The organism is Streptomyces sp. NPDC028298, from assembly GCF_055565895.1.
In genome coordinates this window covers 457,979-484,837 of record NZ_JBVHTL010000008.1, presented here as the reverse complement: position 1 = coordinate 484,837, position 26,859 = coordinate 457,979, and the positions used below count along the sequence as shown (strand labels likewise).

The window sequence follows — 26,859 nt, the reverse complement described above, 5'->3', positions numbered from 1 at the left end:
ACCAGGACCTCGTAGAAGACGGCGCGTTTGAACCATTCGGGATCGCGGTCCTTGGCCGGGGTGTCCTCGAAGGTGTCAGGGACGGGCTCATTGACCATCATGCGGGGGACCCTCCGATCCGCGGTGCCGGGCCGACAGTGAGCACATGTGCACCGCCCGGACCCAGGCGCACAAAGTTGGACCTGCCCCAGTTGTAGGTCTCGCCGGTGAGCTCGTCGCGCACCGGCACGCGCGCGTCCTCGCTCGGAGCGAGTCGCGGCATGTCCAAGGACACTGTGGCTTGCCGGGTGTGGTGGGGGTCCAGGTTCGCCACGACGACCACCGTGTCGTCACCCGTTCGCTTGCTGTAAGCGATCACCGCATCGTCGTCGACCTGGTGGAACATGAGGTTCCGGATTTCGTGGAGAGCCCTGTGATCGCGTCTGATCCGGTTCAGCCGGGTGATCAGCGGGGCGATCGTACGGCCCTCGCGCGCGGCGGCCGCCCAGTCGCGCGGGCGGAGCTGGTACTTCTCGGAGTGGAGGTATTCCTCGCTGCCCCGGCGCAGGGGGGTGTTCTCGCAGAGCTCGTAGCCGCTGTAGATGCCCCAGGTGGGGGAGAGGGTGGCGGCGAGGACGGCGCGCAGTTCGAAGGCGGGGCGGCCGCCGTGCTGGAGGAACTCGTGGAGGATGTCGGGGGTGTTGACGAACAGGTTGGGGCGCATGCGGGCGGCCGAGTCGCCCGAGAGTTCGGTGAGGTACTCGGTGAGTTCCTCTTTGGTGTTGCGCCAGGTGAAGTAGGTGTAGGACTGCTGGAAGCCGACCTCGGCCAGGGTCCGCATCATCGCGGGTCGGGTGAAGGCCTCGGCCAGGAAGATCACGTCGGGGTCGGTGGCGTTGATGTCCGCGATCACCCGCTCCCAGAACACGACCGGTTTGGTGTGCGGGTTGTCGACGCGGAAGATCCGCACGCCGTGGTCCATCCAGTGGCGCAGCACCCGCACCGTCTCGCGGACCAGGCCGGGCATGTCCTGGTCGAAGGCGATGGGGTAGATGTCCTGGTACTTCTTGGGCGGGTTCTCCGCGTAGGCGATGGTGTTGTCGGGGCGGTGGTGGAACCACTCCGGGTGCTTCTCCACCCAGGGGTGGTCCGGGGAGCACTGGAGCGCGAAGTCCAGCGCGATCTCCAGGCCGAGCGCAGCGGCCCGGGCGACGAAGGCGTCGAAGTCCTCCAGGGTGCCCAGATCGGGGTGGACCGCGTCGTGGCCGCCCTCGGGGGAGCCGATCGCCCAGGGCACCCCGACGTCCTCGGGGCCCGCGGACAGCGTGTTGTCCGGGCCCTTGCGGAAGGTGCTCCCGATGGGGTGGATCGGCGGGAGGTAGACGACGTCGAAGCCCATCTCCGCGATCGCGGGCAGCCGTTCGGCCGCCGTCCGGAACGTGCCGTGCACCGGCGCGTCGACCCGACCGCCCTCCGAACGCGGGAAGAACTCGTACCACGCCCCGTAGAGCGCCCGCTCCCGCTCCACCAGCAACGGCAACGGGAGGGAGCGGGTGAGCCGTTCACGCAGCGGATGCTCTGCCAGAGTGGCCGCGACCCCGGGGGCCAGGGCCGCCGCGAACCGCTCGGCCGGGGGAAGGGAGTCGTCGCGCAGGGTGGCCGCGGCCGCCAGCAGCGTGTCCTTGCCGGCGGCCTCGGGCACACCCGCGGCGGCCCGCTCGTGGAGCGCGGCGCCCTCCTCCAGGACCAGCCCGACGTCGATCCCGGCGGGGACCTTGATCTCGGCGGAGCGCCGCCATCCGGTCACCGGATCGCTCCACGCCTCCACCAGGTAGGTCCAGCGGCCCGTGGCCGACGGAGTGACGCGGGCGCCCCAGCGGTCGCTTCCGGGGGCCAGTTCACGCATCGGCGTCCACGTGCCCGGGCGGCCGTCCGGGTCGACCAGGACGACATCGGCGCCGACCACGTCATGGCCTTCGCCGAAAAGGGTGGCGGTGACCTGGAAGGTCTCGCCCACAACCGCTTTGGCGGGCCGTCTGCCGCAATCGACGACCGGCCGCACATCCATGACGGGTATGCGGCCGGTCTCGTGGTGCGCGTCCGTGATCGCGTCCATGCGTCTCGCCTCCGCGGTTCTGGGCCAAAATCGTCGTTGCCGCGAAAGGCCCTCTCGGTGCGGTCCCTGGGACCGTCGTTCAGATCCGTGCCGGAACGTCCTGCAGGTAGACCTCGGCGGCGTTCGCCGCCTCCCGCGCGCACCGCTTCCCCATCAGGACGCACAGGGTGTATCCGGTGTTCTCGAAATTCCCCCGCACCACACGGTCGGAGGGAGTCGCGAGAAGCAGGCGTTCCCACGCCCGGTAGCGCTCCAGATGCCTGGCGACCTCGGCTTTGGCAGGCAGCAGCATCACGCTGGTCACCTTCCCGATCTCTCGACCGCGCACGGCTCGCCTGGCCGGCGGATGAGGGCCGTACGCGAAGGGGGGCCGGTCCGTCACGGAGCGACACCCTTACTCATGGTGCCTGTACGGCGACCGAGCGTCTTGTTGGATCTTCAACCAGGCGGGGTCGCGCTCCGGTTGCACGAATGGAGTAGCCCTCTCATGCTGAGGGTGACTCAGGAGCGATCGGTGCTCACGCTTCGCAATCGGGGTTCGGTCCCGCAGGGGGCGAGGAGGAGCGAGAGCTTCGCCGGTGAGGAGCCAACGAGATGAAAGCCGCAGTCCCCTGCTACTACCACCTGGATGTGGAGCTCAGCGAGGAGAAGGTCGGACAGGTCAGGCGCATCCTGGCCGCGCACCTCAGGTACTGGAACCTGGAGAATCTCGTCGAGTCCGTCTGCCGCTGTGCGGAAGCGCTGCTTCGCACCATCGAGCAGCACTCGGCGGACAAGAACACGACGATCGAGATGTGGTGGAACGGCCGGCGCCTGTTCGCGGCCGTCTCGGACAACAGCCAGGACATCCGCCCGCACCGGGCGCCCCAGGGATGTCTGGCCCAGATCGCCGCACTGAGCGACGGCTGGGGCTGCTGCGCCACGGACGTCGGTGGAAAGATCATCTGGTCCTCGTGGCGGGCCCGCGCCGCCGATCACGCCCCGCTGGACCCGCCGGTTCCCGCCCCCTGTCTGCGGGTGGCGCGTGCGACCCCGCTGTACGCGGTGCTGCCGGAACCCGCGCTCGCCGCGAGCCGTGAGGAGACCGAGCCGGCCGCCGCCCACGGGTGACCGGCCCCGCCGGTGACCGGTGACCCGGTCGGCGGACCCCGGCCGTACTGTCCGGCCATGTCGCCGAGGGCGTCGATCCGCAGGGATCGACGCCCTCGGCGTGTCCGGTGTCCTCCGTCCGGCCGCGGCCGGACGGAGTGCCGCGGACCGGCCCCGGTCGCCGAGCCAGCGCAATGTCACGGGGTTAGGCTAATCAGTGATCGGGCTGAAACGGGCACATCGGACCCAATGGCGGGAAGCCGGTCCGGTTCTCGGCCCGGATGCCGGGACCTGGGGCGGTCTCCAGATGCGGGGATGCACATGTCCACAACACCGGTACAAGCGGCACGCCAGGAACTCTCCGGATTCAAAGGGCAGTTGATCGGCCCGGAGGACTCCGGGTACGACGAGGCCCGTGCCGTCTACAACGCGATGATCGACCGGCGGCCCGCCGTGGTGGCGCGCTGCACCTCGGCGGAGGACGTCGCGCAGATCATCGGCTTCGTACGTGATCACGCCCTCCCGCTCGCGGTGCGCGGCGGCGGCCATCACGGGGCGGGCCTGAGCACCTGCGACGACGGAGTGGTCCTCGACCTCTCCCCGCTCAAGGACATCGACGTCGATCCGGCGGCCCGCACGGTGCGGGTCGGCGGCGGCTGCCTCCTGGGCGAGGTCGACCGCGCCACCAACGAACACGGCCTGGCCACACCGAGCGGCATCATCTCCACCACGGGAGTCGGCGGCATCACCCTGGGCGGCGGCCTCGGCCACCTCACCCGCAAGTGCGGACTGGCCGTCGACAACCTGCTGGAGGCCGAGCTGGTCCTGGCGAACGGCGAGCACGTCCGCGCGAACGCCGACGAGAACACCGACCTCTACTGGGCGATCCGCGGAGGCGGCGGCAACTTCGGCGTCGTCACCTCGTTCCTCTTCCGGCTGCACGAGGTGAGCACGGTCGTCGCGGGGCCCACCTTCTGGCCCGTCGAGCTCGGCGCCGAAGTCCTCGCCGCCTACCGCGACTTCATCCCCCACGCGCCCCGTGAACTCGGTGGCTTCTTCCTCTTCGCCTCGGTCCCGCCGGGACCGCCGTTCCCGGAGGAACTGCATCTGAAGAAGGTCTGCGGTGTGCTGTGGTGCCGCGTGGGCGACGACACCGACGCGGCGGCCCGGGACATGGCCCCGCTGCTCGACGCCCTGCCCGAACCCCTGCTGCACGGCCCCGCGCCGATGCCGCACCCGGCCATCCAGTCCGCGTTCGACGGTGTCTACCCGCCCGGCGACCAGTGGTACTGGCGAGCGGGATTCGTCGACGAACTCCCCGGCGAGGCGATCGACCTGCACGCCAAGTTCGGCGCCGAGATGCCGACCTGGAAGTCGACCATGCACCTCTACCCCATCGACGGAGCCGTCCACGACGTCGGCCCGACGGACACCGCGTGGGGCTACCGCAACTCCGGCTGGGCCGCCGTCTACGCGGGCGTCGATCCCGACCCCGCCAACGCCGAGGTGATCAAGCGGTGGAGCGTCGACTACTCCGACGCCCTCTTCCCGTACTCCGCGGGCGGCGCGTACGTCAACATGGTGATGGCCGAGGACCAGGCGAGCGTCCGGGCGAGCTACAGCGGCAACTACGACCGGCTGGCCGCGGTGAAGGCCGAGTACGACCCCGCCAACCTGTTCCGGCTGAACCAGAACATCGAGCCGGCGTCGAGCGACTGACCCGCTGGGCGGGCCCGGTCACGGTGTGCGGGCCACGCCCCCGTGGACGTCCGTGGGCTCGGGCGACGTACCGGGCTCCGGGCGCCACAACGGGCAGGACACGATGCCGGGTTCGACCGGTTCGAGGCCCTCGTAGAACGCGCCGATCTGTTCGGGGCTGCGCAGCACGTACGGGACCGCCCCCGTGTCGTCGTAGCCCTGCTGGGCCTCCTTGAGCGCCGCGTCCGTGTCCGTGCTGTCGTAGTGCACGAAGTAGCTGCCCGAGGGCAGCGCCGCCTGGAGGCGCCGGACGATCGACCGGGCCTCCTCGTAGTCCTGGACGTGACCGAGGATGCCCATCAGCATCAGCGCCACGGGCCGGGAGAAGTCGAGGATCCCGGACGCCGCCTCGATGATCTTCTCGGGTTCGTGCAGATCCGCGTCGATGTAGTCGGTGACGCCCTCGGGGGTGCTCGTCAGCAGTGCCTGGGCGTGGCGCAGCACCAGCGGATCGTTGTCCACGTACACGACGCGGCACTCGGGCGCGACGCGCTGGGCCACCTGGTGGGTGTTGTCGTACGTGGGCAGGCCGGTGCCGATGTCGAGGAACTGGCGGATGCCGCGCTCGCCCGCCACGAAGGTGACGGTGCGGATCAGGAAGGCGCGCGAGGCGCGTGCCATGGTCTCGATGTTCGGGGCGACTTCGCGGTAGGCGTCCCCGGCGACCCGGTCGACCTCGTAGTTGTCCTTGCCGCCCATCCAGTAGTTCCAGATGCGGGCGGAGTGCGGCACCGTCGTATCGATCTTGGACAGTGCGTCCTGGGCGGGTACGGGTCGGTCGGCCATCGGAGATCCCCCTGTCCGTGCGTCACGCGGTCCGCCGGCTACGTTATCGGCAACAGCCGGACATACAGGCCGAGTTGGCGGATCGCGTGAGCGGGGAGGTGGGCACGCCGGCGGGTTCCCCGGTGGCGGATCATGCCCGCCTCCACTCCCTCGGGCGAACGGCTCGGCCGGTGGTGGGGTGGACAACCCGCACGGCGGGAGTGCGTGCGGGTTGTCCGGTTGTGGGGGCGTGCTCGCGGCCTCGGGCCCGTCCGGCACTTCCCGCCGTCGACAGGTCCCGCAGAGGCGCGGCGCCGGTCCCGCTCAGGCGATCAGGAAGTCGGCCTGCCCCGACTTGGCGCCCTCGATGAACGCGGCCATCTCGTCGCGGGACCAGATCAGCGCGGGTCCCTCCGGATCCCGTGACTGGCGCAGCGCGACGCTCCCGTCGGGAAGCCGCTTGGCCTCGACGCAACTTCCGCCGTTGGTGCCGCTCCAGGGCTTGTGCCAGCCCTCGGATCCCAGAGAGGCCGCGGACATGCCGTTGTGCACGGGTCCCATGGATCACAACTCCTCACGCAGTTCGCCCAGGATGGCCCTGGTCCGGGTGACCGGCTCCGCCTGCACGGACATCCGGTCCAGTACTTCGAGATGGCCGACGACGTCGTCGGGCCGGTCGACGTACACCGCGCCCACCAGGCTCTCCGTGTAGACGATGTCGGGGAGTTCGGAGAAGCCGAAGCGGAAGTGGTGGAACGGGCCGAACGCGCCCGGGTGGGCACCCACGCCGAAGCGCATGATCTGGATCCGCACCTTCGGCAGGTCCAGGGCCTCGGCGAGCCGGTCGAACTGGGCCCGCATCACCGCGCGTCCGCCCACCGGGCGGCGCAGCACCGTCTCGTCCAGGATCGCCCACAGCGCCGGGGCCTCGGGCTTGGCGAGCAGGTCCTGGCGTCTCATCCGCAGGGCGACCCGGCGCGCGATGTCCTTCCGTGTCTCGTTGGGGAACCCGACGCGCATCAGGGCCGTGGCGTAGTCGTGCGTCTGCAACAGGCCCGGGACGTAGTGGGGTTCGTAGAGACGGATGACACTGGCCTCGCTCTCCAGGCTCACGTAGGCGCTGAACCAGTCCGGCAGCACGTCGCGGTACGTGTACCACCAGCCGGGCTGATTGGCCTCCCTGGCCAGGGTGAGGAAGTCGTCGACCTCCGCCGCCGGGACGCCGTAGACGCGGAGCAGCTCCCGCACGTACGGGATACGGAGCCCGACCTCGGCCTTCTCGATCCTGCGGACCGTCAGAGCCGTGACCTCGATGGCGCGCGCGGCCTCCTCGAAGGAGACTCCCGCCTGTTCCCGCAGGTGCCGCAGCCGCTTCCCGAGAACCATGCGCAGGACGGTCGGCGCGCTGCCGCCGGAGCGGTTCTCGCCCACGTCCCACCTCCCGGGAACGGCCGTCTCAGGGGGCAGTGTGCCACGCGGCCGTTGACAGGGACAGAGTGCTGCGGATCGTTCCGAAATTATCAGGACGCCGGTTGCACAGGCGGCGGGCGGCCCACCATAGTGATCGAGTGACCTGTCGCACATTCGGCGACATTCACGCTCAACTGCGCTCGTCCACAAGGCAATTGAAACACCGCCAGACACGGATCACGGCGCAGCCGCACGCGGATGTGAGGCGATACGGGATGGCCGCCGTGACCGAGGGACAGACGAGGAACGCCGGCAGGTCCGCCGGGGGCAATCCGGTGCTGGGGGCCGTGCTCAAGGAGGCCGGCTGCTCCTACGCCTCCCTCGCCCTGCGGGTCAATGAACTGGGGCGGCGCCAGGGCGCGGACTCCCACTACGACAAGGCCTCGGTCACCCGCTGGCTCCAGGGCCAGCAACCCCGCGGCGGCACGCCGGAGCTGATCGCCGCCGTGCTGTCCGAGCGGCTCGGCCGCGCCCTGTCCCCCGCGGACCTCGGATTCCACTCCGACTCCCAGCGCCCCGTCGCGAGCAGGGCGCTCGTCTACGGCGAGGACGTCGCCGAGACCCTGCACACGCTCGCGGAACTGGGTTCCACCGACATCTCCCGGCGCGGCCTGCTCGGCACCGTCCCCTTCGTCCCGGCCTCGCTGACGCACCCTCAGCGCGAGTGGCTGCTCTGGCTGCTGGAACATCAGGAGTCGCTCTCCCAGGCCCTGCCCGTGAGCGGCGGCGCCGTCGAGCAGGTGCACGCGATGATCGCCGTCTTCGACCAGATGGACAACCACTACGGCGGCGGCGGAGTGCGCACCAGCATCGTGCACTACCTCTCCACCGAGGTCGTCCCCGTGCTCCAGCGGCGCGGCACCCCGTCCGGGCAGCGGCGCCGGCTGTTCGCGGCCGCCGCCCGGCTGGCCGCCATGGCCGGCTGGAGCTCGTACGACGCGGGGGAGTACGGCCTCGCCCAGCGCTACATGACCCAGGGCCTGCGACTGTGCGCCGAGGGCCGCGACCGGGTGCTCGGCGGCCAGATCCTCGCGGGGCTCTCCCACCTCGCCACCAACCTGGGCCGCCCCGACGAGGGTGTGGCACTCGCCCGCGCCGGAATCGTCACGGCACAGGGAGCCGGCAGCCCCCTCGGACTGATGCGGCTGTACGCCATGTCGGCGCGCGGACACGCCGCGCGGGGCCGCTCGGACGACACCTCGAAGGCGCTGCGGCTGGCGGAACGGCACCTCGCGGAGAGCAAGGGGGCCGAACAGGAGTCGCCGTGGGTGCGCTATCTGGACCACCACTATCTTCAGGCCGAGTCCGCCCTCTGCTTCCGTGACCTGGGGCTCGCCCGCCAGGCCGAGCGCACGGCGAGCGAGTCGCTCGGCTCGGGCGCCGACCGGCGCCGGCGCCAGGCCATCAGCCGCTCCGTCCTCGCGACCGCGCACCTGCAGCAGGACCGCCTCGACGAGGCGGTCGGCACCGCGACCCTGGCGCTGGAGGCGCTCGGCGCCGTCCACAGCGAACGATCCGTGCAGGCCCTGCGTGACTTCCGCCGACGCCTCGAACCCCGCCGCGCCGAACCGGTCGTGCGGGAATTCGAGCGCCGCTCCCGGGGTGTCCTCGGCGCGGCGGCCTGACGCGCGGGTACGCCACCGGGGGCGGGGTGGTCTCCGCGGGGCGGCGTTGGTGGGGCAGGGCGCGGCGCCGTGGCCGGGAGCGGGGCCACCGGACCTCGCGGAGGTCAGTACCCCGCGGGGGAGGGGGCGTTCTGGGCGCGGTCGACCGGGAGGTGCGCGCCGGAGATGCCGCTCGACCAGTCCGACAGCAGGAACGCCACGACCCGGGCGACCTCCTGCGGCGCGACCGGTGCCCCGCCCGGCAGCTCCGCCGCCACGAAGCGGGCGAACGCCTCGGGCTCCTCCCGGCGCATCCGGTCCCAGCGCCGGCCGGGGATCAGCATGGAACCGGGGGAGACCGCGTTCACCCGGATCCCGTCCGGCCCGAGCTCACGGGCCAGTGAGGCCGCGAGCTGGATCTGCGCGGACTTCGCGACCGAGTACTGCGCGGGCGGGCCCGGCTTCCAGCCGGAGATCGAGGAGATCACCACGACGGAGCCGCCGCCCGCCGCCCGCAGATGCGGGACCGCGGCCCGTACCAGCCGGGTCGCGTGACCGACGTTCACGGCCCAGGTCGCCGCCCAGTCCTCCGCGTCCGCCTCCTCGAAGGCGCCGCCGCGCGAACCGCCCGTGCAGGCCACCACGCCGTCCAGGCCCCCGAAGCGCTCCGCCGCTTCCGCGACGAACCCCTCCAGGTCCCCGGGCTCGGTGACGTCGAGCCGCCGGGTGAACAGGCCCGGGCCCAGCGAGGCGGTCAGCGTGTCCAGGTCCCGCGCGGTGCGCGCACAGGTGGCCACCCGTACGCCCTCGGCGGACAGCAGCCGCACGATCTGCTCGCCGAGCCCGCGCGTACCGCCGGTGACCAGCACCCGCTTGTCACGCAGTCCCGCACGGCCGGTGTCACCGTCAAGGGACACCGTCGCACCGCCCCCGCTTCCGTTCCTCACAAGATCGAACATACATCCCACGCCACTACGCCCGTGCAACCGGACAACCCGAATACCCCCTGGTCGCCCCGGCAGTCCCGCGTGTTGGCTGCACGGGCAGCCGCAGCGACAGCCGCCCCCCAGGCCGCACCGAAGGAGGACCGATGCCGGCATCCAGGGCACCGCGCCGCGAGCCGACGCCCGCACCGGTCCACGGCACCCCGGCTGCCGGGCACGAGACGCGGGCACCGGAGGAAGGGGTCCACCCCGCGGACGGCCAGTCCCTCCGGACCCACACCACCGAACGCCCCGCCCCTTCGGCGCCGACCGCACCGGCGGCCCCGGCGCCACGGACCCCGACCGCACCGCCGGTACGGTCCGCAGCCCCGGCCCCGGCCGATCTCGTACGATCCGAGCCCCCGGTACGGCCGGCGCCGCCCACCTCTCCCGGGCCCACCGCCCCGACCGAACCTCCACGAGCCCTGGCCCGGGGCTCGGCCGAACCTGGACAGGGCGTGTCTCCGGCTCCGACCGAGCCTGTACGGGCCGAGTCCCCGGCCCCGGCCGATCACGTGCCGTCGGCGACCCCGTCCTCCGGGACCGGCGCAACGGAGACCGCCGCATCCGGCACCGCCCCCGCGGACCGGGTCCGAGGGACCCACCGGCTGCGGACCACCGTCCCGGCGCACCCCTCGCGGGTTCCCGGTGTGCGGGCCATGGTCGCCGAGTACCTCACCCGTCTGCGGCTGCCGGCCCGGCGCGTCGACGACGCGGTGCTCGCGGCCGGGGAACTCTTCACCAACGCCCTCAGACACGGCAGCCCCGACCGCGGCGACACCATCACCGTCGCGATCGAGTGCGACCCCCGCGAACTGCGGGTGTCCGTCGCCGACCGTTCGTCCGCCCTGCCCACGGCACGGACGGCGTGCGGGGCCGAGGAGTCGGGGCGCGGACTGACGATCATCGCCGCGCTGAGCGACGACTGGGGCGTCGCGCCGGCCGACCCGGGCACGACGGGAAAGAAGGTGTGGTTCTCGATGGTGCTTCAGACGGTGCCGTGAGGGCCGCTCCGAGGCGTCGGTCCACGGCCGCCGCGGTGCGCCCGGGAGGCCGGGACGCCGAGCCGACGGCCTCCCGCCCGCCGAGCCGATGCGGCGCCTGAGCGAGGACCTGTGAGGCGTCCGGGAAACGTGATGTGCAGCACGCCCGGAAATACCCCGTTCGGGTGGCGCGGAATGATTGTGGCTGGGCACGGCTTGATCACCGATCAAGAAAGGAAAAATTGCTGGCCACGGTAGGTGCGGCGCATTTGACACTTCGTTGAGGGCACAGATAGGAACAACTCTCTGAAGTGGAGAGGTGGACTGTGCGCGAGCCCAACGTGGTCGGGGACTGGCAGGAGTACGACGAGCAGGCCGGCCTGCGTGTTCGCGTTCATGGTGTGGAAAAGGCCGAGCCCCCGAAGGGGCGTGACGACGCCGCCGACGAACTCACCTACTTCCGGATCCGGGTGACCGTCGAGAACCGGGCGACCGAACATTTCGGCATCCACCTCGAAGACGGCCAGATCGATATCCGCGTCGGCGCCGACGGCGAGAGCGCCTTCCTCGACTGGCGGAACTCGCAGTTCATCGAGGGATACGACATCTATCCGCTGCGCCGGGCCACCGCGGTCCTGTTCGCGGCCGGTCCCGACGCCGTCCTCGACCGGATGGACATCCAGGTCCAGCTCAAGGTCGACGACGAGTGGACCGAGCGCTACCTGTGGGCGGGCGGCATCGAGAACGACACGCTCGTCGACGCGGCCGCGCGCCCCGACACGGCCCGGGACAGCCTCGCCTGCCAGGTGAGCAACTTCCTGCGACGCGAGGCGGACTCCTGAACCACCCGGTTCGCCACCAAACCACCTGAAAGGTGACGAGTCGGGCGAACGCCGGATTCCGCCCCACGGGCTAAGGTCGCCGGGTGAGTCGAACCGAAGCGCGCTCCGAAGGGGCGGGTCCCTTCACGACCCGGCTGACCTGGCGTCTCGTGGACGGTCGTGTCGCGGTCTGGGAATCCCGCCTGGCCCGCAAGCGCGGCGTGCTCACCGTGCGCGTCCCGGGGGAGGGGCGGGACCGCTCCCGGCGGGCGGACACCGTGTCGATCGCCCGGCTGCGGCGGCTGAACACGATCGCCGCGGCCGCGTTCACGGTCGGCGGGCTGCTGTTCGCCCTCGGGGCCGGAGTCGCCCAGTTCGGCTCGGCGGGCCTGACGGGCACCTGGATCTACTTCGCCGGCGGCCTGTTCTTCAACACCGGGGGCTATGCCTCGATGCTCCAGGCGGTGAACGCTCCCCGCCGCGACAGCGCGTCCGACACGCTGGCCGGGCGGCGCTGGCGGTGGTGGAGCTACGAGCCGGGCCGGATCGACTGGCTCAGCACGTTCCTGCTGTTCGTGGGAACGCTCGTGTTCGGCGTCAACCTGGTGGACTCGCTGCTGAAGGGGCTCTCGGTCCAGCAGACGGACCGGCTGATCTGGGCCCCCGACATGGTCGGCTGCGTCCTGTTCCTGGTCTCCGGTCACCTCGCCGTCGTCGAGGTCTGCCACGGGCGCCCGCGCGTGCTCGCCGGCGACCTGGGCTGGTGGATCGTCGCGGTCAACCAGTTCGGATCCGTGCTCTTCTTCGTCTCGGCGCTGGCCGCCTACACCCGGCCGGCCACCGGCAGTCTCGTGAACGTCGACATCGCCAACTGGGGCACGCTCGTGGGAGCGCTGTGCTTCTCGGCCGGAGGAGTCCTCCAGTTCTTCGAGCGGCCCTGAGGCTCCGGCTACCGATCGCTCGCCGGGTTGCCCTCCACCCACTGGATGAGGAGCTGTCGTACGTACGGATTGCCCTCCTGGGCGGCGTGCGCGAGCCGCTCCGCGCTCGCCCGTGCCGCCCGCCAGCACGCGGGGGTGTCCTCGGCGTTGGCCTGGTCCGCCGCGGCCAGCGCGTCGGCCGCCAGGAGCCGGAGGTCCTCGGACAGATCGTCGTCCGCGGCGGCCCGGTACGCCTCGAGGCGCAGGGCCGCGAGGGCCGACGGGGAGGGCGCGGGCTGCGAGGGCGGCTGGGCGTAGCCGCTCACCGCTATGACCACGCAGAAGGTGGCGACGTCGCGCCGGTTCTCCGACTGGCCCTTGGCGACGGCGGGCGCGAGCCAGCGGGGGGCCCGCCAGTGCGAGACGGCGGTGGCGACGAGGAGGGCGACGGCCAGCAACGCGAAGGGAATCCAGCCACCGAAGAACCAGCCGAGCGGCCCGAGGACCAGGAAACAGACGGCACTGCTCATCCATATCCGGCGGCGGCCGAGTCTCAGGTGTCGTGGATCCATGTGTCTCAGTGTCTCAGGGGCGCCCGGGGCGCGCTGAGGGGGCGGGTGATTCGCGCGGTCCCTCGCCTTCCGGTCCGGCCGGGCCCGGGGCCGGGGTGTCCGGCCGCTCCCCGCGCCCTCGTGGCGGGCCCGCGTGGTGACGGCCGCCTCAGCCGGAACGTCCCGCGCCACGGCCCCGGGTGGCGTGAACCGCCGTGAACCGGCCGCGTGACCGCGGCGGCGGGTGTGAACGGCGCGTATCGAATGGCCGGAGATGGTCCTGTCCACGGCGAGCACCCGTACGTACGATTTCGTCGCTCCCGGTCTTCACAGCTCCTTCACAGCCGGGAGTCGGCCGCGTGTGCCCATTTGTCATGCGCATGCACATGCGAGCCGCGCTTGATCCAACGCACTGGTCCGCGACGGTTCCCCGCTCCCTCGGGGTGCCGCACCCCCCATTCATGGCGGTACGCCCGTGGGCTGCCGTCGGAAAACCTACGCAACGGATTGGAGCACCATGGCCGGTGGCCTGTTCATGGGTGGCGCTATCGCCGCCCTGTTCGCCACAGCGCTTCCCCTGTCGAGCCCGTCCTCCGGTATCCAGGACCCGCCCCCGGATAAGATCGTCATCAGTGTCGCCACGGTCAACGGGTCCGGCTGTCCGCAGGGAACCGCGGCTGTCGCCGTCTCCCCGGACAACACCGCGTTCACGGTGACCTACAGCGACTACCTCGCCCAGGTCGGGGGCAACGCCGACCCCACCGCGTTCCGCAAGAACTGCCAGCTCAACCTGATCGTGCATGTTCCGCAGGGCTTCACCTATGCCATCGCGAGCGCCGACTACCGCGGCTTCGCCTCGCTCCAGCCGGGAGCCAGCAGCACGGAGAAGGCCTCGTACTACTTCCAGGGATCCCCGAACACGGCCTCCATCACGCACCCCTTCCGCGGCCCGTACGGCGACGACTGGCAGGCCACGGACACCACGGACTGGGCCCAACTGGTCTGGGCGCCCTGTGGTGTCCAGCGCAACTTCAACATCAACACCGAGCTCCGCGTCAACGCGGGCACCTCGACGCCCGGCAGCTCCAGCTTCATGACCATGGACTCGACGGACGGTGACATCAGCACCGTCTACCACCTGGCCTGGAAGGAGTGCCCCGGCGCCTGACCCGCCCTCGCCTCGGCAGGACCTCGGCCGGCTCCGCCGCATCGGAGCCGGCCGAGCGGGTCCACGGGTCTCCCGAGGGCGACCCCCTAGGGCAGCAACTTGTCGACCGCCGCGGAGCCTTCGTCCTGGAGCTTTCGCTCGGCCCAGGCGAGGCTCTGCGGTGTGATGTCGCGACCCGCGGCGAGAACCAGGTCCTCGGCCGTCACCGGGCCCTCGGTCCCGGTGTGCAGCAGTGCGTCGGGGGTCGCCCTGTCTTCGGAGGGTGTGGACGTGTCGGACTGGCTCATCGGCATGGTCTCTCCCTGTTCCACCGGATCTGTATTCACGCTACGGGCATTCCGTACGCCCCGCGCGACACGCCGTGAGCCGGGCTTGATCCACGGGTGCCGTGCGGGGCGAACCCCCGTTCGGCTGCGCTGGAATGTCGGGTTTTGTTCGCGGAGGTGATGGTGGAGGAGCTCGCACCACTGCGAATGAACGGAGCTTGGAATGCGTATTCGTCTGATGGCCGCCGCCGGACTCGCCAGCGTCGCCCTGCTGGCCACCGCCGGGACCGCCGCCGCCGACCCCGGACCGGTGGTCGGTGCCGCGGCGAACAGTCCTGGAGTCCTGTCCGGCAACGTCATCCAGATCCCGGTAAACATCCCGGTCAACCTCTGTGGCAACACGGTCAACGTGCTGGCTCTGCTGAACCCGGCGGCGGCCAACAGCTGCTCCAACAGCTGACGGTCGGCGTCCGCGGGTCCGGGCTCTCGCTGCCCTGACCCGCTGTCCGGCCCGAGCCCGGCGGCACACTTCCTCCCGAGTGAGCCGCCGGGCTCGGCCGTGTCCGGGGGCGGGGAGCCGTGCCCGCCGAGGGGGGAGTCGCCCCCGGGTGAGGGGGAGGTCGGCGGCGCGTGGACCGGGGGGTGTCGTCCGTCGTCCATGTATTGGTCTGTACATGACCATCATGGCGGGCCAGACTGTGCGCCGACCGGACACCCCCCATCGAGGAGCCCCCTTCATGCGCATGCCCGCACGGCAACGTTGTCACGCGGTCCTGGCCGGCCTCGTCACCCTCACCACCGCCGCCGTCCTCTCCGTGGCGACCGGCGCGCCCGCCTCCGCCGCCGACACCTGGAACGAGGTGGGCTCGGACCGCGCCGACCCGCTGACCGAGAGCCAGGGCCTGACCTCCGTCGAGGTCCCGGCCGGCAGCCCGAACCACTACACGGGCATCGGCACGATCCCCGTGAGCGTGAGCAGCCGGGGCTGGAACCACGTCGGCGACCCGGACGCCTCGTACGACGGCCACTACGTCGAGCCCTACCAGTCCGACTCCGGCGGCGCGAAGATGTTCCGCGTGCAGGCACCGGGCGGCGCCTGGTCGGAATACGTGCACAAGCTGAGCGCCGGAGAGGCGCTGAACAACTCCTTCGTCGCCATCGCGCCGAGCGGCACGTGGATGGTGTCCGGCGAGTACGGCACGATGAACCGGCTCCTGGTGTTCCCGACCCCCGGCGTCAACCCGGCCACCACACCCTCGGCCGACCTTCCGCAGGCATCGACCGTCAACCTCGACCACGCCGTACGCGACGTACAGGGCTGCGACTTCGTCACGGCGACCCGGCTGCTCTGCTCGTCCGACGACCCCGCCGGAACGCTCTTCGGGACGACCAAACCGCTGCTCCAGATCGACCTGTCCGCCGAGCCCGGCTCGGCCGACGTCTCCGGACACGTCACCGCGCTGCGTCAGCTCCCGCTGCGCAGCTCCTGCTCGGGCACCTTCGAGGTGGAGGGCATCGACTACGACCGCCGCAGCTCCACCCTGCGCGTGATCGTGGTGTCCCCGGGATTCTGCGTGCTGACCGACAGCAAGACCTATCGCTTCACCAGGAGTTGAGCCCACACTTCAGAGGAAGCCCGGGCGCGTACACCCGGCCGTGCCGTCGACCGACGGGGGGCGTACGCGCCCGGAAAGGGCTGGGTCTAAGGTCAGAGGCAGATTCAGAGTGATGGGGGGTGGCCGTACATGGTGCAGGACGAGGCTGTGATCGGCTGCACGGGGGAACTGCTCATCGGCACCCGGGGGTCCGCCGGACCCGGCGAGGTCCTCGTGCGCGTGAGAGGCGGATCCGAGACCTTCCATGCCTGGTCTCGGGAGCCCCTGCCGAAAGGGGCGACCGTGCTGGTGATCGAGTCCAGAGGATGCCGTGAGGTCGACGTCATCACGTGGGCCGATCCACTGGACGCGCTCGACGGCGATGCCGTCGGCGGAGCTTGAGAAGGAGAAGCATGTTCGGTTATCGCGTACCCGCTCCCGACGAGGCGATGTTGATCTCGGGCGGCAGGCGGGGACTGGGGGGCGCGCCGTTCCGAGTGGTGACGGGGCACGGCAAGTTCGTCCTTCCCGTCTTCCGCAAGACCCGCTTTCTGACCCTGTCCATGTGCGAGGCGGAGGTCACCGAGACCTGTGTCACGAAGCAGGGCATCTCGCTGCACGTCCGCGCCGTGATCGCGTTCAAGGTCGGCAACGACACCGAGAGCATCATCAACGCGGGGCAGCGGTTCCTGTCCGACCAGGACCAGATGTCGATCCTGACGGGCCGGATCTTCGCGGGCCATCTGCGGTCCATCATCGGCTCGATGACGGTCGAGGAGATCGTCACCGAGCGGCAGAAGCTCGCCGCCGAGGTCCTCGACACCTCGAAGCTGGAGATGGCGAAGATCGGCCTCATCGTCGACTCGCTCCAGATCCAGTCGATCGACGACGGCGACACCGGATACATCGACGCGATGTCCGCGCCGCACAAGGCGGCCATCCAGCGCCAGGCCCAGATCGCCCAGGCGCAGGCCACGCAGGCCTCCGTCGAGGCGCAGCAGGTCGCGGCCCGCAACCAGGCCGAGTACGCCCGGCAGACGGCCATCGTGCAGGCGGAGTACTCGGCCGAGGTGGACCGCGCGCAGGCGATGGCTGCCCAGGCGGGCCCGCTCGCCCAGGCCCATGCCCAGCAGGAGGTCCTTGCCGCGCAGACCGAACTCGCGCAGCGCGCCGCCCAGTTGCGTCAGCAGCAGCTCGTCGCCGAGGTCGTCAAGCCGGCCGAGGCCGAGGCCGAGCGGATCAAGGTGCTCGCCATCGCCGACGCCGAGCGCATGAAGATCCAGGCCGAGGCGGCCGCCTCGCACGACCGGGTCGCGCTCGACCGGATGCTGATCGACCAACTGCCCCTGATCGTCAAGGAAGCGGCCGGCGGTCTCGCGGGCGCGAACGTCAACGTCCTCAACGGCGCCGACGGTCTCGGCGAGATAGCGGCCGGCCTGGTCGCCCAGGGTCTGACCATCCTCGACTCGGTCCGCCAGAACCTGGGCGGACAGAACTCCGAGAGCGGCGCCGCGAAGGCGAACGGCCCGCTGGAACTCCAGGGGTACCGCACTCCGGTCGACGTCGAGGGTGACGAGCCGAAGGGTGCCTCCTCGGCCGGCTGACCGTCGTCCGTCCTCGGTCCACCGCGTCCGCCGTCCCGTCCGGGGCGGCGGACGCTGCCGTTTCCCCGGACGGGGGCGCGACCGCTTCCCCGGGAGCGGCGGTGTCCCCGGGGCGGACGCACACTGGTCCGCGTTTGTATCAACCGGCCCGGATGTCCCTCAAGTCCCTTACACTCTGGCCCAGTTGATCTTTTGACGCGGCCGCCCCAGGAGGAGCGCATGCCCCGGACACCCTCGCGACGTACCGCAATCAAGGGCCTCGCCGCCTCCGGCGCCGCGGTCGTCGGGTTCGATCCCTTCACCCGGAGCTGGGCGGCCGGCACGACCGACACCACCCGCCGGCCGTTCGCGGGCCTCCCGCCGCTGGACGGCAGCGTGCACACCGACGACGCCTCGCTCACCGCGGACGCCGACGACTACGGTCACATCGTCCACCGGCGTCCCGCCGCGGTCCTGCGACCCGGCTCGGTCCGTGACATCGTCGCCATGGTCCGCTTCTGCGGCAAGCACGGCATCTCCGTCGCACCCCGCGGCCAGGGCCACGCCACCCAGGGACAGGCTCAGGTCGACGGCGGCCTGATCATCGAGACCACACCGCTCGCCTCCATCGGCCCGGTGGGACCGCGCAGCAGGACGGTCACCGTCGGCGCGGGCGCCCGCTGGAGCCAGGTCGCCCAGGCCACCCTCGCCCACGGACTCACCCCGCCGACCTTCACCGACTATCTCGAACTCTCCGTCGGCGGAACCCTGTCGGTCGGCGGCATCGGAGGCCAGACGCACCAGCGGGGCGCCCAGGTCGACAACGTGACCGAACTCCAGGTCGTCACCGGCGCGGGCGAACTCGTCCGCTGCTCCCCGACCCGCCACCGCGACCTGTTCGACGCCGTGCGCGCCGGACTCGGCCAGTGCGCGATCATCGTCGGCGCCACGCTGCGCCTGGTCCCCGCGCCCGAGACCGTACGGCACTACCTCCTGCCGTACGACGACCTGCGCACGTTCCTCGACGACCAGCGCCGGCTCGTCGAGGAGGGCCGATTCGACTACGTCGAGGGCCAGGTGACCGCCGACGCCGACGGGGCCTTCAACGGATACCTCCTCGAAGCGGTCGCCTACGGTCCGCCCGCCGGCCCCGCCCCCGACGACACCGTGCTGCTGCGCGGACTGCGGCACGACCCCGCGGGCGTCCAGGCGAGCGACCTCGGCTACTACGACTTCCTCGACCGGCTCGCGGCCTCGGTCGCCGCCCTCAAGGAGGCCGGACTGTGGGCCTTCGCCCACCCCTGGCTGAACCTGCTGCTGCCGGGCCGCTCGGCGGCGACGCTGGCCGAGTCCCTGCTGGCGGACCTCACCCCGGCCGACCTCGGGCCCGGCGTCGTCCTGCTGTACCCGGTGCTGCGCGAGAACCTGCACACCCCGCTCCTGCGCACCGCCGACGACCCGGTGTCCTATCTCCTGGCCGTCCTGCGCACGACCCCGCCCGAGGACACCGCGACCGTCGACCGGCTGCTCGCCGCCAACCGGTCCGCCTACGAGACCGTCCACGCGGCCGGCGGCACGCACTACCCGGTCGGCTCGGTCCCCTTCGACGCGGCCGACTGGCGCGAGCACTTCGGCCCCGCCTACCGGCGGCTGGCCTCCGCCCGGCACACGTACGACCCGCGCGGGATCCTGGTCCCCGGACAGGGCGTCTTCTGACGGCGGCGGTCCCTCCGCGCTCCACCCCCGTCCCGGCCCGGGGTCACCAGCGGCCGGGTTCGCTGCCCACGATCGGCGTCGACGGCACACCGTCCACCCCCCTCGGGACATCACCGGCCAGCATCACCCGGTGCATGACCCGCGGGTGGTCGAGGTGGGCGGTGTCGCTCGGCGCCAGATGGATGGTCGCCCGGTTGTCCCAGAAGGCGACACTGCCCGGCTCCCACCGGAAGCGGACCGTGTACTCGGGCCGGGTCGCCTGCTCCAGCAGCATGTCGAGCAGCGCCCGGCTCTCCGGCCGGGACACCTGGAGGATCTGCTCGACGTAGTAGCCGTTGACGAACAGGACCCGCTCGCCCGTCTCCGGGTGCACCCGCACCAGCGGATGATCGGTGGCGATCTGACGGTCCAGCAGATGACGGACGTACGCGTCGTCGCCCGGCCGGCTCTGGTAGCCCACCCCGAGCCGGTGCTCGGCGCGCAGGGTTTCGACGAAGGAGCGCACGGGAGCCGACAGGCCCGCGTAGGCGGCGGCCAGGTTCGACCAGGTCGTGTCGCCGCCGTACGGGGGCACGGTCTCGGCGCGCAGCATCGTGGCGGCCGGGGGATCGACCCGGGCGCCGTGATCGCAGTGCCACCCGCGCAGCAGCGAGTGACGGCGCCTGCGCAGCCACTCCTCGTGCTCCATCCCGTAGCGCCCGCCCAGTTCGAGACGGTCGGCCGTCGTCTCCACCTCCGGGAACTCCCCGGGGGACACACTGCCCCGGGACCGGAGGCGGACCGGGGTTCCGAACCGGCGCGCGAAGGCGACGTGCGAGGCGTGATCGAGGCGCTGGCCCCGGAAGAAGAGCACCTTCCAGCGCAGGAGGGCCGCTCTGATCGCGGCCACGGCCTCCTCCGTCTGCGGCTCCGCCAGGTCGACCCCCGTGATCTCGGCACCGATGTGTCCCGCCGCCGGCTTCACTTCGAGGGATGTGACCTGATCCGTCATGGGGCCTCCGTGATGCGTGGTGTCCGGCTCGTCGGCTCCAGCATGACCGCTCGGCCGGGCACCCGACAGGCCGCCTCGCGGGCGGTGGCGGCCAGCGGCCGGGGGAGGGCGGGTGTTCGCGCGATAGGGGGCGCACACGGGAGGCGCGCGGCGCGCACGGGGTGTGTCCGGTGTCCTCCACCTCACCGGGTCGCACTCCCTGTCGGCGGACACGGCCCGTGCCGAGAATGGGGCACAGTGAACGGGGCCCGCCCTCCATCCGCATAGGGGCGGGCCCCGTTCACTCCGCTCGGGACCGGGCGCGGTCGCGCCCCGGACCTCTCAGCCCTTGTGCTCGCGCAGCGCGGCGAGAGCGCGGTCCGCGTGGGCGCTCATGCGCAGTTCGCTGCGGACGACCTCCAGGACGGTCCGGTCGGCCGCGATGACGAAGGTGACCCGCTTGGTCGGGGCCAGCGAGAAACCCCGCTTCACCCCGAACCGCTCCCGCACGGTTCCGTCGACGTCGGACAGCAGCGGGAAGCCGAGCGTGTGACGGTCGGCGAACTCCTGCTGCCGGTCGACCGCGTCACCGCTGATCCCCACCGGGCGCGCGCCGGCGGACGTGAACTCGGTGGCCAGATCGCGGAAGTGGCAGGCCTCGGCGGTGCAGCCGGCGGTGAGGGCCGCGGGATAGAAGAAGAGCACCACCGGCCCCTCGGCGAGCAGTTCGGACAGGCTCCGCATCGCACCGGTCTCGTCCGGCAGCGTGAAGTCCTCGACCTGGTCGCCGACGTTCACCTGAGATGTCATGACTGTCCCTTTCCGGACCGGGCGACTCCGCGCGCCCACAGCACGAGCGGCACCTGGAGCGGGAGCCGGGCGAGAGCCGCGGCCCTCAGCGGCGCGGGGCGCCCGCGCCAGTCGGCGGCCATCTTGACGTTGGCGGGGAAGACGCCGACGAAGAACGCGGCGGTGGCGAGCGCGGCGACCCGGCGTGTCCGGGGGAGTGCCACCCCGGCCGCCAGGGCGAGTTCGGCGGCGCCGCTCACGTACGTCCAGGTCCGTGGCGCTCCCGGCAGCGCACGCGGGACGATGGCGTCGAACTGCCGTGGTGCGGCGAAGTGGGCGACGCCCGCGGTGGCCAGAAGGCCTGCGAGCAGCAAGGGCGATCGTTCGGGCCGTGGCACGGTTCCTCCTAGGGGGGCCTGCCCGCGGATATTACTGCAGGGTAAGTGCCCGCGGTACAGGCGGGACGTGACAGCCGCCTGGGCATCGGGTGGCGATCGCGGGCCGCCGCCCGGCCGGGGGAGCGAGGGGCCGGCGCCGCGACGTCCGGTGGATGCGCGAACGTCCAGGTTTGGGGACGCCATTCACGGTGAGCTGTAGAAGTGACCCGCCGCAGGGCCCGCCGTGCGTGTGCACGACGGGCCCTGCGGGATTTCGGCCGGGAACGGAGGAAACGAAGGATGTGCCGGCACGATCAGAGGTCCGCCACCGCGACGGTGGCCGGTGCCCGACAGGTGGTCTCGACGGCCCCCGGCAGTCCCGCCGACGTGCGGCAGGCGGTCAGGTACGCCCTCGCGGGCCGGCCCGGCGGCCTCACCCCGCACGACGAGGACGCCATCGGCGACGCCCTGCTCGTCGCCTCCGAACTGGTCACCAACGCGATGCTGCACGGAGGCGGGGTCACCGGGTTCGAGGTGATATCGACCGAGCGGGCGGTGCGGCTGTCCGTGAGCGACCGGAGCGATCAACTGCCCGTGGCACGCGATCAGTTCGACGACATCGGCCGGATGCCGGTCGGCGGCCGTGGCTGGATGATCGTCTGCGCGCTGGCCAGTGACGTCGTGATCGCGAACCTGCGGACCGGAGGCAAGCGCATCACGGCCGAGGTGCCGCTGTCCGCCGGCGCACGGGCCTGAACGGTGTGGCCGACCGGCGATGGACGGCGTGCCCGGCCGGAGTGACGGGGCGGTCGGAGCCGCAGGGGCCGGGCGGTCGGTGAGCCGGAGGGGCATGGCAGGCCGGTGAGGCGGAGTGGGAGCGGCCGGGCAGGCCGGTGAGCCGAGGTGGCCGGGCAGGACCGCGCGTCAGGCCGTCAGGGCATGTCGAAAGGCGCCCGCGTCCTTGACCCCGCTCCGCCTGACTCCCTCGGTCCGCTCCGGTGCCTCGCTCCGCGCGGTGGCGTCGCTCCGCCTCGTGGCGGTCGTACGTGCCGGGGCCTGCACCGTGTACGTGGTCTTCGCGGGGTCGGCGAGCGGGTCGCCCAGCACGATCCGGCCCGCCGCGTGCAGCGCGTCGCACTCGCCCGTGGGCAGCGCCACGTAGCAGCCGCCGCGCCCGGTCGCGGGGTCGAACGGGAGCCAGTAGCCGTACCGACGGCGGCCGTTCGCGTGCACCGTGAGGCGGACGGGGAACCGCCGCTGGGTGATCAGCCGCAGGATCTCGGCGCCTTCGGGGCTGAGCGGGGATCGTGTACGGGGCAGCGGCCGCAGCATGGTCACCGGCCTCCGATCGGCGCTCGCGGCACGGCACGGAGGTGCGGGGTCGGCGTCATGTGCGGGCGGCCTTTCGACGGACGGACGGGATCACACGGTACGGACACGGATGCGGTGCTGTTCCGGCTGACCAGCATTGTTCCGTACGGGACTGACATCGTGGGTGAACAGTGCTCAGCCGCGTCGCACGGACGCCCGGGCGCGATGGGAACGGGCGGTCAGCTGGCCCTGGACGAAGGGGTCCGTGCCGGGGTCGTACTCCCCGGCGTGGTCGGCGAGGGCGTCGGTGATCCGCTCCCACTCCTCCACCTCCGTCCGCGCGTCGGATGCCGCGGCGTCGCCGGACGCGGCGTCCTCGGCCGCCTCCTTCGCGTCGTCGAGGGCCGCCTTCGCCCGGTGATGGTTCATGCCGGTGGCGGTACGGCGCACCCGGTCCCACACGGCGTGCTCGCGCTCGGAGGGTTCGGGCTCGGACAGTTCCGGCTCTGGGCTCAACGCTCCACCTCGATCGTGCGACGGAACAGCTTCCTTCACCGGACCCGGGTGCCCCCCTCGCGCCGGACGACACCTCCGCTCCGGCACCCGCTGCCGCGGGCGCCGGTCCCTCACCAGGGCAGGAACGCGTGGACGTCCTTGCCGTCGGGCCGCACGATCACACTCACCTGGTCGCAGAGCGCGTGGACCAGATGCCAGCCGATGCCGCCCCCGCCCTGGGACGGGCGGAAGCGGCGCGGCGCGGGCGGGGTGGTGCTGGTGTCGTGGACCGTCACGTGCACACCGCCGATGGTGGGGCGCATCTGGAGCTCGAAGGGGCCGGGAGCGTACTGGATGGTGTTCGCCGCGAGTTCGGTGACCACCAGCAGGATGTCGTCCCAGTGCTCGGCCTCCGAGGGCGGCGTGGCCCGCGCGAGGGCGCGCAGATAGCCGTCCGCGGCCAGTCGCGCGTCGGTCACGTTGCGCAGCTCCCCGCCGAACGCGCTGGTGAGCGGTCCCAGTTCCGCGTACGACGACTTCCTGTTCCGGCTCGGATCGATCTCCATCGTGTCCTTCGTTCGGTTCGCGCCGGCGGAGATGCCTCTCGCCGCGTCGCGAACCGGTCGCCTGCTCCGAACCCGGCCCTGTGGTGCGGCCCGGTGCTGCCCCTTCTGCTGTCCACGCGGAGGTGTACGTCTACGCGGAGGTGTTCTGGGAGCGCCGACGCGAGCGGCGACGTGCCAGCGCGCGCCGTTCCGCCTCGCTCGTACCACCCCAGACACCGACGGTCTGGCCCGTGTCCAGGGCCCAGCGCAGGCACTCCTCACGGACCGGACAGCCCGCGCAGACCGCCTTCGCCTCCTGGATCTGGAGCACCGCGGGGCCGGTGCTCCCGATGGGGAAGAACAGATCGGGGTCGACGGTGCGGCAAGACGCGCCCTCGCGCCAGTTCTCCATGGGGAACCTCCTGATCGAATCGAGCGCCTTCTCCGGAATCCGGTCCCCTGTCGGGTCACCCTTGATCCGCCTGATGAAACAGGGGAGTCGTGCAAAGATCCCGTGGATACTGGAGCGGCGGCACGCGTCGGCCGCCGCGGCGGCCGCGTACCGGGGTGGCAAAATGGGATCCCGGGTGACGGCTGGTTTCGCTTCGACCTTCTCGATGATGAACGGATGGCCCATGGCGCAGGAGTCCGGCGAGGTCTGGGAGAAGTTTGCCGTTGCCCTGGCGGACATGGCACGGGACCTGCTGGCGCAGGACACGGTGCAGGCGACCCTGGACCGGATCGTGGAGCACGCCAAGGTGCTGATCAACGGCTGCGACGAGGGCGGCATCCTGACCGTCCGCCGCGGTGAGGTCAAGGCGCTGGCCGCGACCGGCGACGTCGTGCGCCGGGCGGACCGGATCCAGCAGGACCTCCAGGAAGGCCCGTGCTTCGACGCGGTGACCGAGCGGGAGCAGCTCTACGCCATCGAGGACCTGCGCCGGCCGCACGAGAAGTGGTCCCGCTTCGCACCCGAGCTGAGAAAGCTCGGCATGGGCAGCATGATGGGCTTCCTGCTGTTCACGGACGACGACGCGCTCGGCGCCCTCAACCTGTACTCGCGCCGGCCGAACATGTTCGACGAGTCGGCTCAGCGGGCCGGCTGGGTGCTGGCCTCGCACGCCGCGGTCGCCCTGTCCTCGGCCCGTACGCACCAGCAGCTCGGTGACGCCCTGGAGACCCGCCACGAGATCGGCGAGGCGATGGGCATCCTGATGGAGCGGCACGGCCTCGGCGAGGAGGAGGCCTTCGCGGTGCTGAAGAAGGCCTCCCAAGACCACAACATCAAACTGCGGGAGATCGCCCGCAAGGTCTGCGAGACGGGCGAACGCCCCCGCTGACGGCCTCGGCGCTCTCCCCTTCGGACCCGGTGGACCTGGTCGGCTCCGGGTGCCCAGGTCAGGCCCAGGCCGGGCCCGGCAGGGCTCAGAGGAAGCGGCGCAGGGGGACGACGGACAGCTCCTTGAGGCGCTGCACCGGCGACCTGTGCCCCCAGCGCTTCGGTTCGATGCCCACGGCGTTCTCCCGGTCCTCGTCGAAGTCCCGGTCGAGGGTCGCGGTGAACGCCTCGTCGAGGACGGCCAGCATGACCTCCTCGTCGTGCTCCATCGAGCGGCGGTTGAAGTTGGTGCTGCCGATGAGGGAGGCGACCCCGTCCACCGTCATGATCTTGGTGTGGAGCATGGTCGGCTGGTACTGGCGTATCTCGACGCCGGCGGCCAGCAGCGCGCCGTAGTGGTTCTGGCCGGCGAGCTGACAGGCCCGCTGGTCGGTGTACGGACCGGGCAGCAGGATCTCCACCCGGACACCGCGCCGGGCCGTCGCGCACAGCAGGTCCACGAAGTAGGTGTCCGGGGCGAAGTAGGCGGTCGCGAGCCGGAAGCGTTCCTCGGCCGAGGTGAGCATCACCCGGATCAGGGTCTGCATGTCCTGCCAGCCGAAGCTGGCGGAGCCCCGTACCACCTGCACGGTCGCGGTACCCGGCTGGCCGTGCCCGGTGAAGCGGTCCCGGTCGTCGAAGAGCTCGTCGTGGCACTCCGCCCAGTTCTGCGCGAACGCCGCGGCGATGCCGTCCACGGCCGGGCCCCGCACCTTGACGTGGGTGTCCCGCCACTCGGCGGGACCGCGGGCGTCCCCGCACCACTCCTCGGCGATGCCCACGCCGCCGGTGAAGGCCGTGTGCTCGTCCACGACGAGCGCCTTGCGGTGACAGCGGTGGTTCTGCTTCAGCGGGGAGAGCCACAGCGGCTTGCGGAACCACGCGACCTGCACGCCGGCGGCGGACATGGACCGCAGCAGGTCCCCCTCGATCCGCTTCGCGCCGAAGCCGTCCAGCAGGAGCCGCACCCTGACACCCGCCCGCGCCCGGTCGGCCAGCGCGGCGGCGAAGTCGCGGGCGATCTGCCCGCGCCAGTAGACGAAGGTCATCATGTCGATGGTGTGCTCGGCGGAGCGGACCGCGTCGAGCATGGCGGCGAAGATACGGTCGCCGTTGCGCAGGGGGACCAGTTCGTTCCCCTCGGTGGCGGCGATGCCGATCAGCCGCTCCAGACGTCTGCGGAACCGCTGTTTGCGGCGCTCGACGTCCGCGGGGTCCACCGTTCCGTCACCCGCTGCTCGTGCCGCGATGGTCTGGGACATCCGCCGTCTCCTGTTGTCCGTGGCGCATCCGCCTGTCCGTGACGCGTACCGCGTCCCTCTTCGTCGCCCCGGGCGGGCGTGGAGCAGTGCTGGGGTGGTGGCCCTGCCGGCCCCTTCCCGGCGAGGGTCACCACCCCAGCCGCTCGACCGTGGCGGTCTCGGGGTCGCCCGGCCCCTTGCGAACGCCACGGGAGCGAGTCACCGAACCGCCCGTGGGCGTCGGGGACGCGTGCCTAGTGCCCCCGATCCGCGGCCGCAGTCCCCCCGACCCGGGATTCCGGCCGCCGGTGGAATCCCGGCGCGGCGGGGCGCCTGTGGGTGCGGTGTGAAGGTGGGGGTACCCGTGACATGGGCCGCGAAGGTCC

Annotated in this window: 29 protein-coding genes and 1 pseudogene; 14 read left to right on the top strand and 16 right to left on the bottom strand. The window is 71.7% G+C overall.

Annotated features, from left to right (window positions below; genetic code table 11):
* Positions 1-97: 97 nt before the first annotated feature.
* Positions 98-2,095 carry an alpha-1,4-glucan--maltose-1-phosphate maltosyltransferase gene (locus tag ACZ4TO_RS32790; RefSeq protein WP_468026141.1) on the bottom strand — a complete coding sequence of 666 codons (1,998 nt, stop codon included), beginning with the start codon at positions 2,093-2,095 and terminating at the stop codon, positions 98-100.
* Between the two features lie 100 nt (positions 2,096-2,195).
* Positions 2,196-2,387, bottom strand: a pseudogene (locus ACZ4TO_RS32785) (DUF5133 domain-containing protein); the annotation flags it as partial.
* 302 nt (positions 2,388-2,689) lie between these two features.
* Between ACZ4TO_RS32785 and ACZ4TO_RS32780 the strand changes: the two are divergent.
* Both ACZ4TO_RS32780 and ACZ4TO_RS32775 read left to right on the top strand, forming a co-directional pair.
* The gene (locus ACZ4TO_RS32780) at positions 2,690-3,205 is read left to right on the top strand and encodes a pep a2 (protein ID WP_382778849.1); all 516 of its coding nucleotides are present in this window, start codon (positions 2,690-2,692) and stop codon (positions 3,203-3,205) included.
* Between the two features lie 300 nt (positions 3,206-3,505).
* Positions 3,506-4,903, top strand: coding sequence for an FAD-binding oxidoreductase (locus tag ACZ4TO_RS32775; RefSeq protein WP_468026140.1), 1,398 nt, complete (start codon positions 3,506-3,508; stop codon positions 4,901-4,903).
* A gap of 18 nt (positions 4,904-4,921) precedes the next feature.
* Here the strand turns inward: ACZ4TO_RS32775 and ACZ4TO_RS32770 are convergent, their stop codons facing one another.
* From ACZ4TO_RS32770 to ACZ4TO_RS32760, 3 genes are all read right to left on the bottom strand, one after another.
* On the bottom strand, positions 4,922-5,728 hold the full coding sequence (locus ACZ4TO_RS32770; RefSeq protein WP_385044626.1) for an SAM-dependent methyltransferase: 807 nt from the start codon (positions 5,726-5,728) through the stop codon (positions 4,922-4,924).
* 303 nt (positions 5,729-6,031) lie between these two features.
* Positions 6,032-6,268, bottom strand: a complete 237-nt coding sequence (locus ACZ4TO_RS32765) for a DUF397 domain-containing protein (protein ID WP_382778846.1) — start codon at positions 6,266-6,268, stop codon at positions 6,032-6,034.
* A gap of 3 nt (positions 6,269-6,271) precedes the next feature.
* On the bottom strand, positions 6,272-7,093 hold the full coding sequence (locus tag ACZ4TO_RS32760; protein WP_385044900.1) for a helix-turn-helix domain-containing protein: 822 nt from the start codon (positions 7,091-7,093) through the stop codon (positions 6,272-6,274).
* 299 nt (positions 7,094-7,392) lie between these two features.
* Here ACZ4TO_RS32760 and ACZ4TO_RS32755 point away from each other — a divergent pair, with 299 nt between their 5' ends.
* The gene (locus ACZ4TO_RS32755) at positions 7,393-8,802 is read left to right on the top strand and encodes a hypothetical protein (RefSeq protein ID WP_468026139.1); all 1,410 of its coding nucleotides are present in this window, start codon (positions 7,393-7,395) and stop codon (positions 8,800-8,802) included.
* A 104-nt stretch (positions 8,803-8,906) separates the two neighbouring features.
* On the opposite strand, the gene ACZ4TO_RS32750 is transcribed toward ACZ4TO_RS32755, so the two are convergent.
* Positions 8,907-9,698: an SDR family NAD(P)-dependent oxidoreductase gene (locus tag ACZ4TO_RS32750; protein ID WP_382778844.1), complete on the bottom strand. Its 792-nt coding sequence runs from the start codon at positions 9,696-9,698 to the stop codon at positions 8,907-8,909.
* A 524-nt stretch (positions 9,699-10,222) separates the two neighbouring features.
* Between ACZ4TO_RS32750 and ACZ4TO_RS32745 the strand changes: the two genes are divergently transcribed.
* The 3 genes from ACZ4TO_RS32745 to ACZ4TO_RS32735 all read left to right on the top strand — a co-directional run bounded on the left by ACZ4TO_RS32745 (position 10,223) and on the right by ACZ4TO_RS32735 (position 12,509).
* Complete coding sequence (locus ACZ4TO_RS32745) at positions 10,223-10,768, top strand: ATP-binding protein (RefSeq protein WP_468026138.1); 546 nt, start codon at positions 10,223-10,225, stop codon at positions 10,766-10,768.
* A 305-nt stretch (positions 10,769-11,073) separates the two neighbouring features.
* Positions 11,074-11,589, top strand: a complete 516-nt coding sequence (locus ACZ4TO_RS32740) for a hypothetical protein (RefSeq protein ID WP_382778842.1) — start codon at positions 11,074-11,076, stop codon at positions 11,587-11,589.
* Between the two features lie 83 nt (positions 11,590-11,672).
* A complete protein-coding gene (locus ACZ4TO_RS32735) occupies positions 11,673-12,509 on the top strand; it encodes a hypothetical protein (RefSeq protein WP_468026137.1) in 837 nt (278 codons plus the stop codon).
* Between the two features lie 8 nt (positions 12,510-12,517).
* Here ACZ4TO_RS32735 and ACZ4TO_RS32730 read toward each other — a convergent pair whose 3' ends face one another.
* On the bottom strand, positions 12,518-13,060 hold the full coding sequence (locus ACZ4TO_RS32730) for a hypothetical protein (RefSeq protein ID WP_385044639.1): 543 nt from the start codon (positions 13,058-13,060) through the stop codon (positions 12,518-12,520).
* 496 nt (positions 13,061-13,556) lie between these two features.
* Here ACZ4TO_RS32730 and ACZ4TO_RS32725 point away from each other — a divergent pair, with 496 nt between their 5' ends.
* Complete coding sequence (locus ACZ4TO_RS32725) at positions 13,557-14,207, top strand: DUF4360 domain-containing protein (protein WP_382778840.1); 651 nt, start codon at positions 13,557-13,559, stop codon at positions 14,205-14,207.
* An 86-nt stretch (positions 14,208-14,293) separates the two neighbouring features.
* Here the strand turns inward: ACZ4TO_RS32725 and ACZ4TO_RS32720 are convergent, their stop codons facing one another.
* Positions 14,294-14,500 (bottom strand): hypothetical protein, encoded by a 207-nt coding sequence (locus tag ACZ4TO_RS32720; RefSeq protein WP_382778839.1) that lies wholly within the window; start codon positions 14,498-14,500, stop codon positions 14,294-14,296.
* Between the two features lie 196 nt (positions 14,501-14,696).
* On the opposite strand from ACZ4TO_RS32720, the gene ACZ4TO_RS32715 reads away from it, so the two are divergent.
* The 5 genes from ACZ4TO_RS32715 (at position 14,697) to ACZ4TO_RS32695 (ending at position 19,367) form a co-directional block, all read left to right on the top strand.
* The gene (locus ACZ4TO_RS32715) at positions 14,697-14,933 is read left to right on the top strand and encodes a chaplin (RefSeq protein WP_382778838.1); all 237 of its coding nucleotides are present in this window, start codon (positions 14,697-14,699) and stop codon (positions 14,931-14,933) included.
* A 277-nt stretch (positions 14,934-15,210) separates the two neighbouring features.
* Positions 15,211-16,089, top strand: a complete 879-nt coding sequence (locus ACZ4TO_RS32710) for a hypothetical protein (RefSeq protein WP_385044644.1) — start codon at positions 15,211-15,213, stop codon at positions 16,087-16,089.
* A 129-nt stretch (positions 16,090-16,218) separates the two neighbouring features.
* Positions 16,219-16,470, top strand: a complete 252-nt coding sequence (locus tag ACZ4TO_RS32705) for a hypothetical protein (RefSeq protein ID WP_382778836.1) — start codon at positions 16,219-16,221, stop codon at positions 16,468-16,470.
* A gap of 11 nt (positions 16,471-16,481) precedes the next feature.
* On the top strand, positions 16,482-17,672 hold the full coding sequence (locus ACZ4TO_RS32700; RefSeq protein ID WP_382778835.1) for an SPFH domain-containing protein: 1,191 nt from the start codon (positions 16,482-16,484) through the stop codon (positions 17,670-17,672).
* A 219-nt stretch (positions 17,673-17,891) separates the two neighbouring features.
* Positions 17,892-19,367, top strand: coding sequence for an FAD-binding protein (locus tag ACZ4TO_RS32695; RefSeq protein ID WP_468026136.1), 1,476 nt, complete (start codon positions 17,892-17,894; stop codon positions 19,365-19,367).
* Between the two features lie 43 nt (positions 19,368-19,410).
* Here ACZ4TO_RS32695 and ACZ4TO_RS32690 read toward each other — a convergent pair whose 3' ends face one another.
* The 3 genes from ACZ4TO_RS32690 to ACZ4TO_RS32680 all read right to left on the bottom strand — a co-directional run bounded on the left by ACZ4TO_RS32690 (position 19,411) and on the right by ACZ4TO_RS32680 (position 21,524).
* Positions 19,411-20,358, bottom strand: coding sequence for a TauD/TfdA dioxygenase family protein (locus tag ACZ4TO_RS32690; RefSeq protein ID WP_468026135.1), 948 nt, complete (start codon positions 20,356-20,358; stop codon positions 19,411-19,413).
* Between the two features lie 321 nt (positions 20,359-20,679).
* Entirely contained in the window at positions 20,680-21,147 is a 468-nt protein-coding gene (locus ACZ4TO_RS32685; protein ID WP_382778832.1) for a peroxiredoxin, read from the bottom strand.
* The gene (locus ACZ4TO_RS32680; RefSeq protein ID WP_382778831.1) at positions 21,144-21,524 is read right to left on the bottom strand and encodes a DoxX family protein; all 381 of its coding nucleotides are present in this window, start codon (positions 21,522-21,524) and stop codon (positions 21,144-21,146) included. Before ACZ4TO_RS32680 ends, ACZ4TO_RS32685 begins: the two co-directional genes overlap by 4 nt.
* 279 nt (positions 21,525-21,803) lie before the next feature.
* On the opposite strand from ACZ4TO_RS32680, the gene ACZ4TO_RS32675 reads away from it, so the two are divergent.
* Entirely contained in the window at positions 21,804-22,259 is a 456-nt protein-coding gene (locus ACZ4TO_RS32675) for an ATP-binding protein (protein WP_385044655.1), read from the top strand.
* 168 nt (positions 22,260-22,427) lie between these two features.
* On the opposite strand, the gene ACZ4TO_RS32670 is transcribed toward ACZ4TO_RS32675, so the two are convergent.
* The 4 genes from ACZ4TO_RS32670 to ACZ4TO_RS32655 all read right to left on the bottom strand — a co-directional run bounded on the left by ACZ4TO_RS32670 (position 22,428) and on the right by ACZ4TO_RS32655 (position 24,266).
* Entirely contained in the window at positions 22,428-22,835 is a 408-nt protein-coding gene (locus ACZ4TO_RS32670; RefSeq protein WP_385044903.1) for a hypothetical protein, read from the bottom strand.
* 174 nt (positions 22,836-23,009) lie between these two features.
* Positions 23,010-23,330, bottom strand: a complete 321-nt coding sequence (locus ACZ4TO_RS32665; protein ID WP_382778829.1) for a hypothetical protein — start codon at positions 23,328-23,330, stop codon at positions 23,010-23,012.
* A 110-nt stretch (positions 23,331-23,440) separates the two neighbouring features.
* Positions 23,441-23,875: an ATP-binding protein gene (locus ACZ4TO_RS32660; RefSeq protein WP_382778828.1), complete on the bottom strand. Its 435-nt coding sequence runs from the start codon at positions 23,873-23,875 to the stop codon at positions 23,441-23,443.
* Between the two features lie 130 nt (positions 23,876-24,005).
* On the bottom strand, positions 24,006-24,266 hold the full coding sequence (locus tag ACZ4TO_RS32655; protein ID WP_355775907.1) for a WhiB family transcriptional regulator: 261 nt from the start codon (positions 24,264-24,266) through the stop codon (positions 24,006-24,008).
* Positions 24,267-24,489: 223 nt separating this feature from the next.
* Between ACZ4TO_RS32655 and ACZ4TO_RS32650 the strand changes: the two genes are divergently transcribed.
* Complete coding sequence (locus ACZ4TO_RS32650; protein ID WP_385044658.1) at positions 24,490-25,194, top strand: GAF and ANTAR domain-containing protein; 705 nt, start codon at positions 24,490-24,492, stop codon at positions 25,192-25,194.
* Positions 25,195-25,279: 85 nt separating this feature from the next.
* On the opposite strand, the gene ACZ4TO_RS32645 is transcribed toward ACZ4TO_RS32650, so the two are convergent.
* Positions 25,280-26,494: a phospholipase D-like domain-containing protein gene (locus ACZ4TO_RS32645; protein ID WP_468026134.1), complete on the bottom strand. Its 1,215-nt coding sequence runs from the start codon at positions 26,492-26,494 to the stop codon at positions 25,280-25,282.
* Positions 26,495-26,859: the final 365 nt, after the last annotated feature.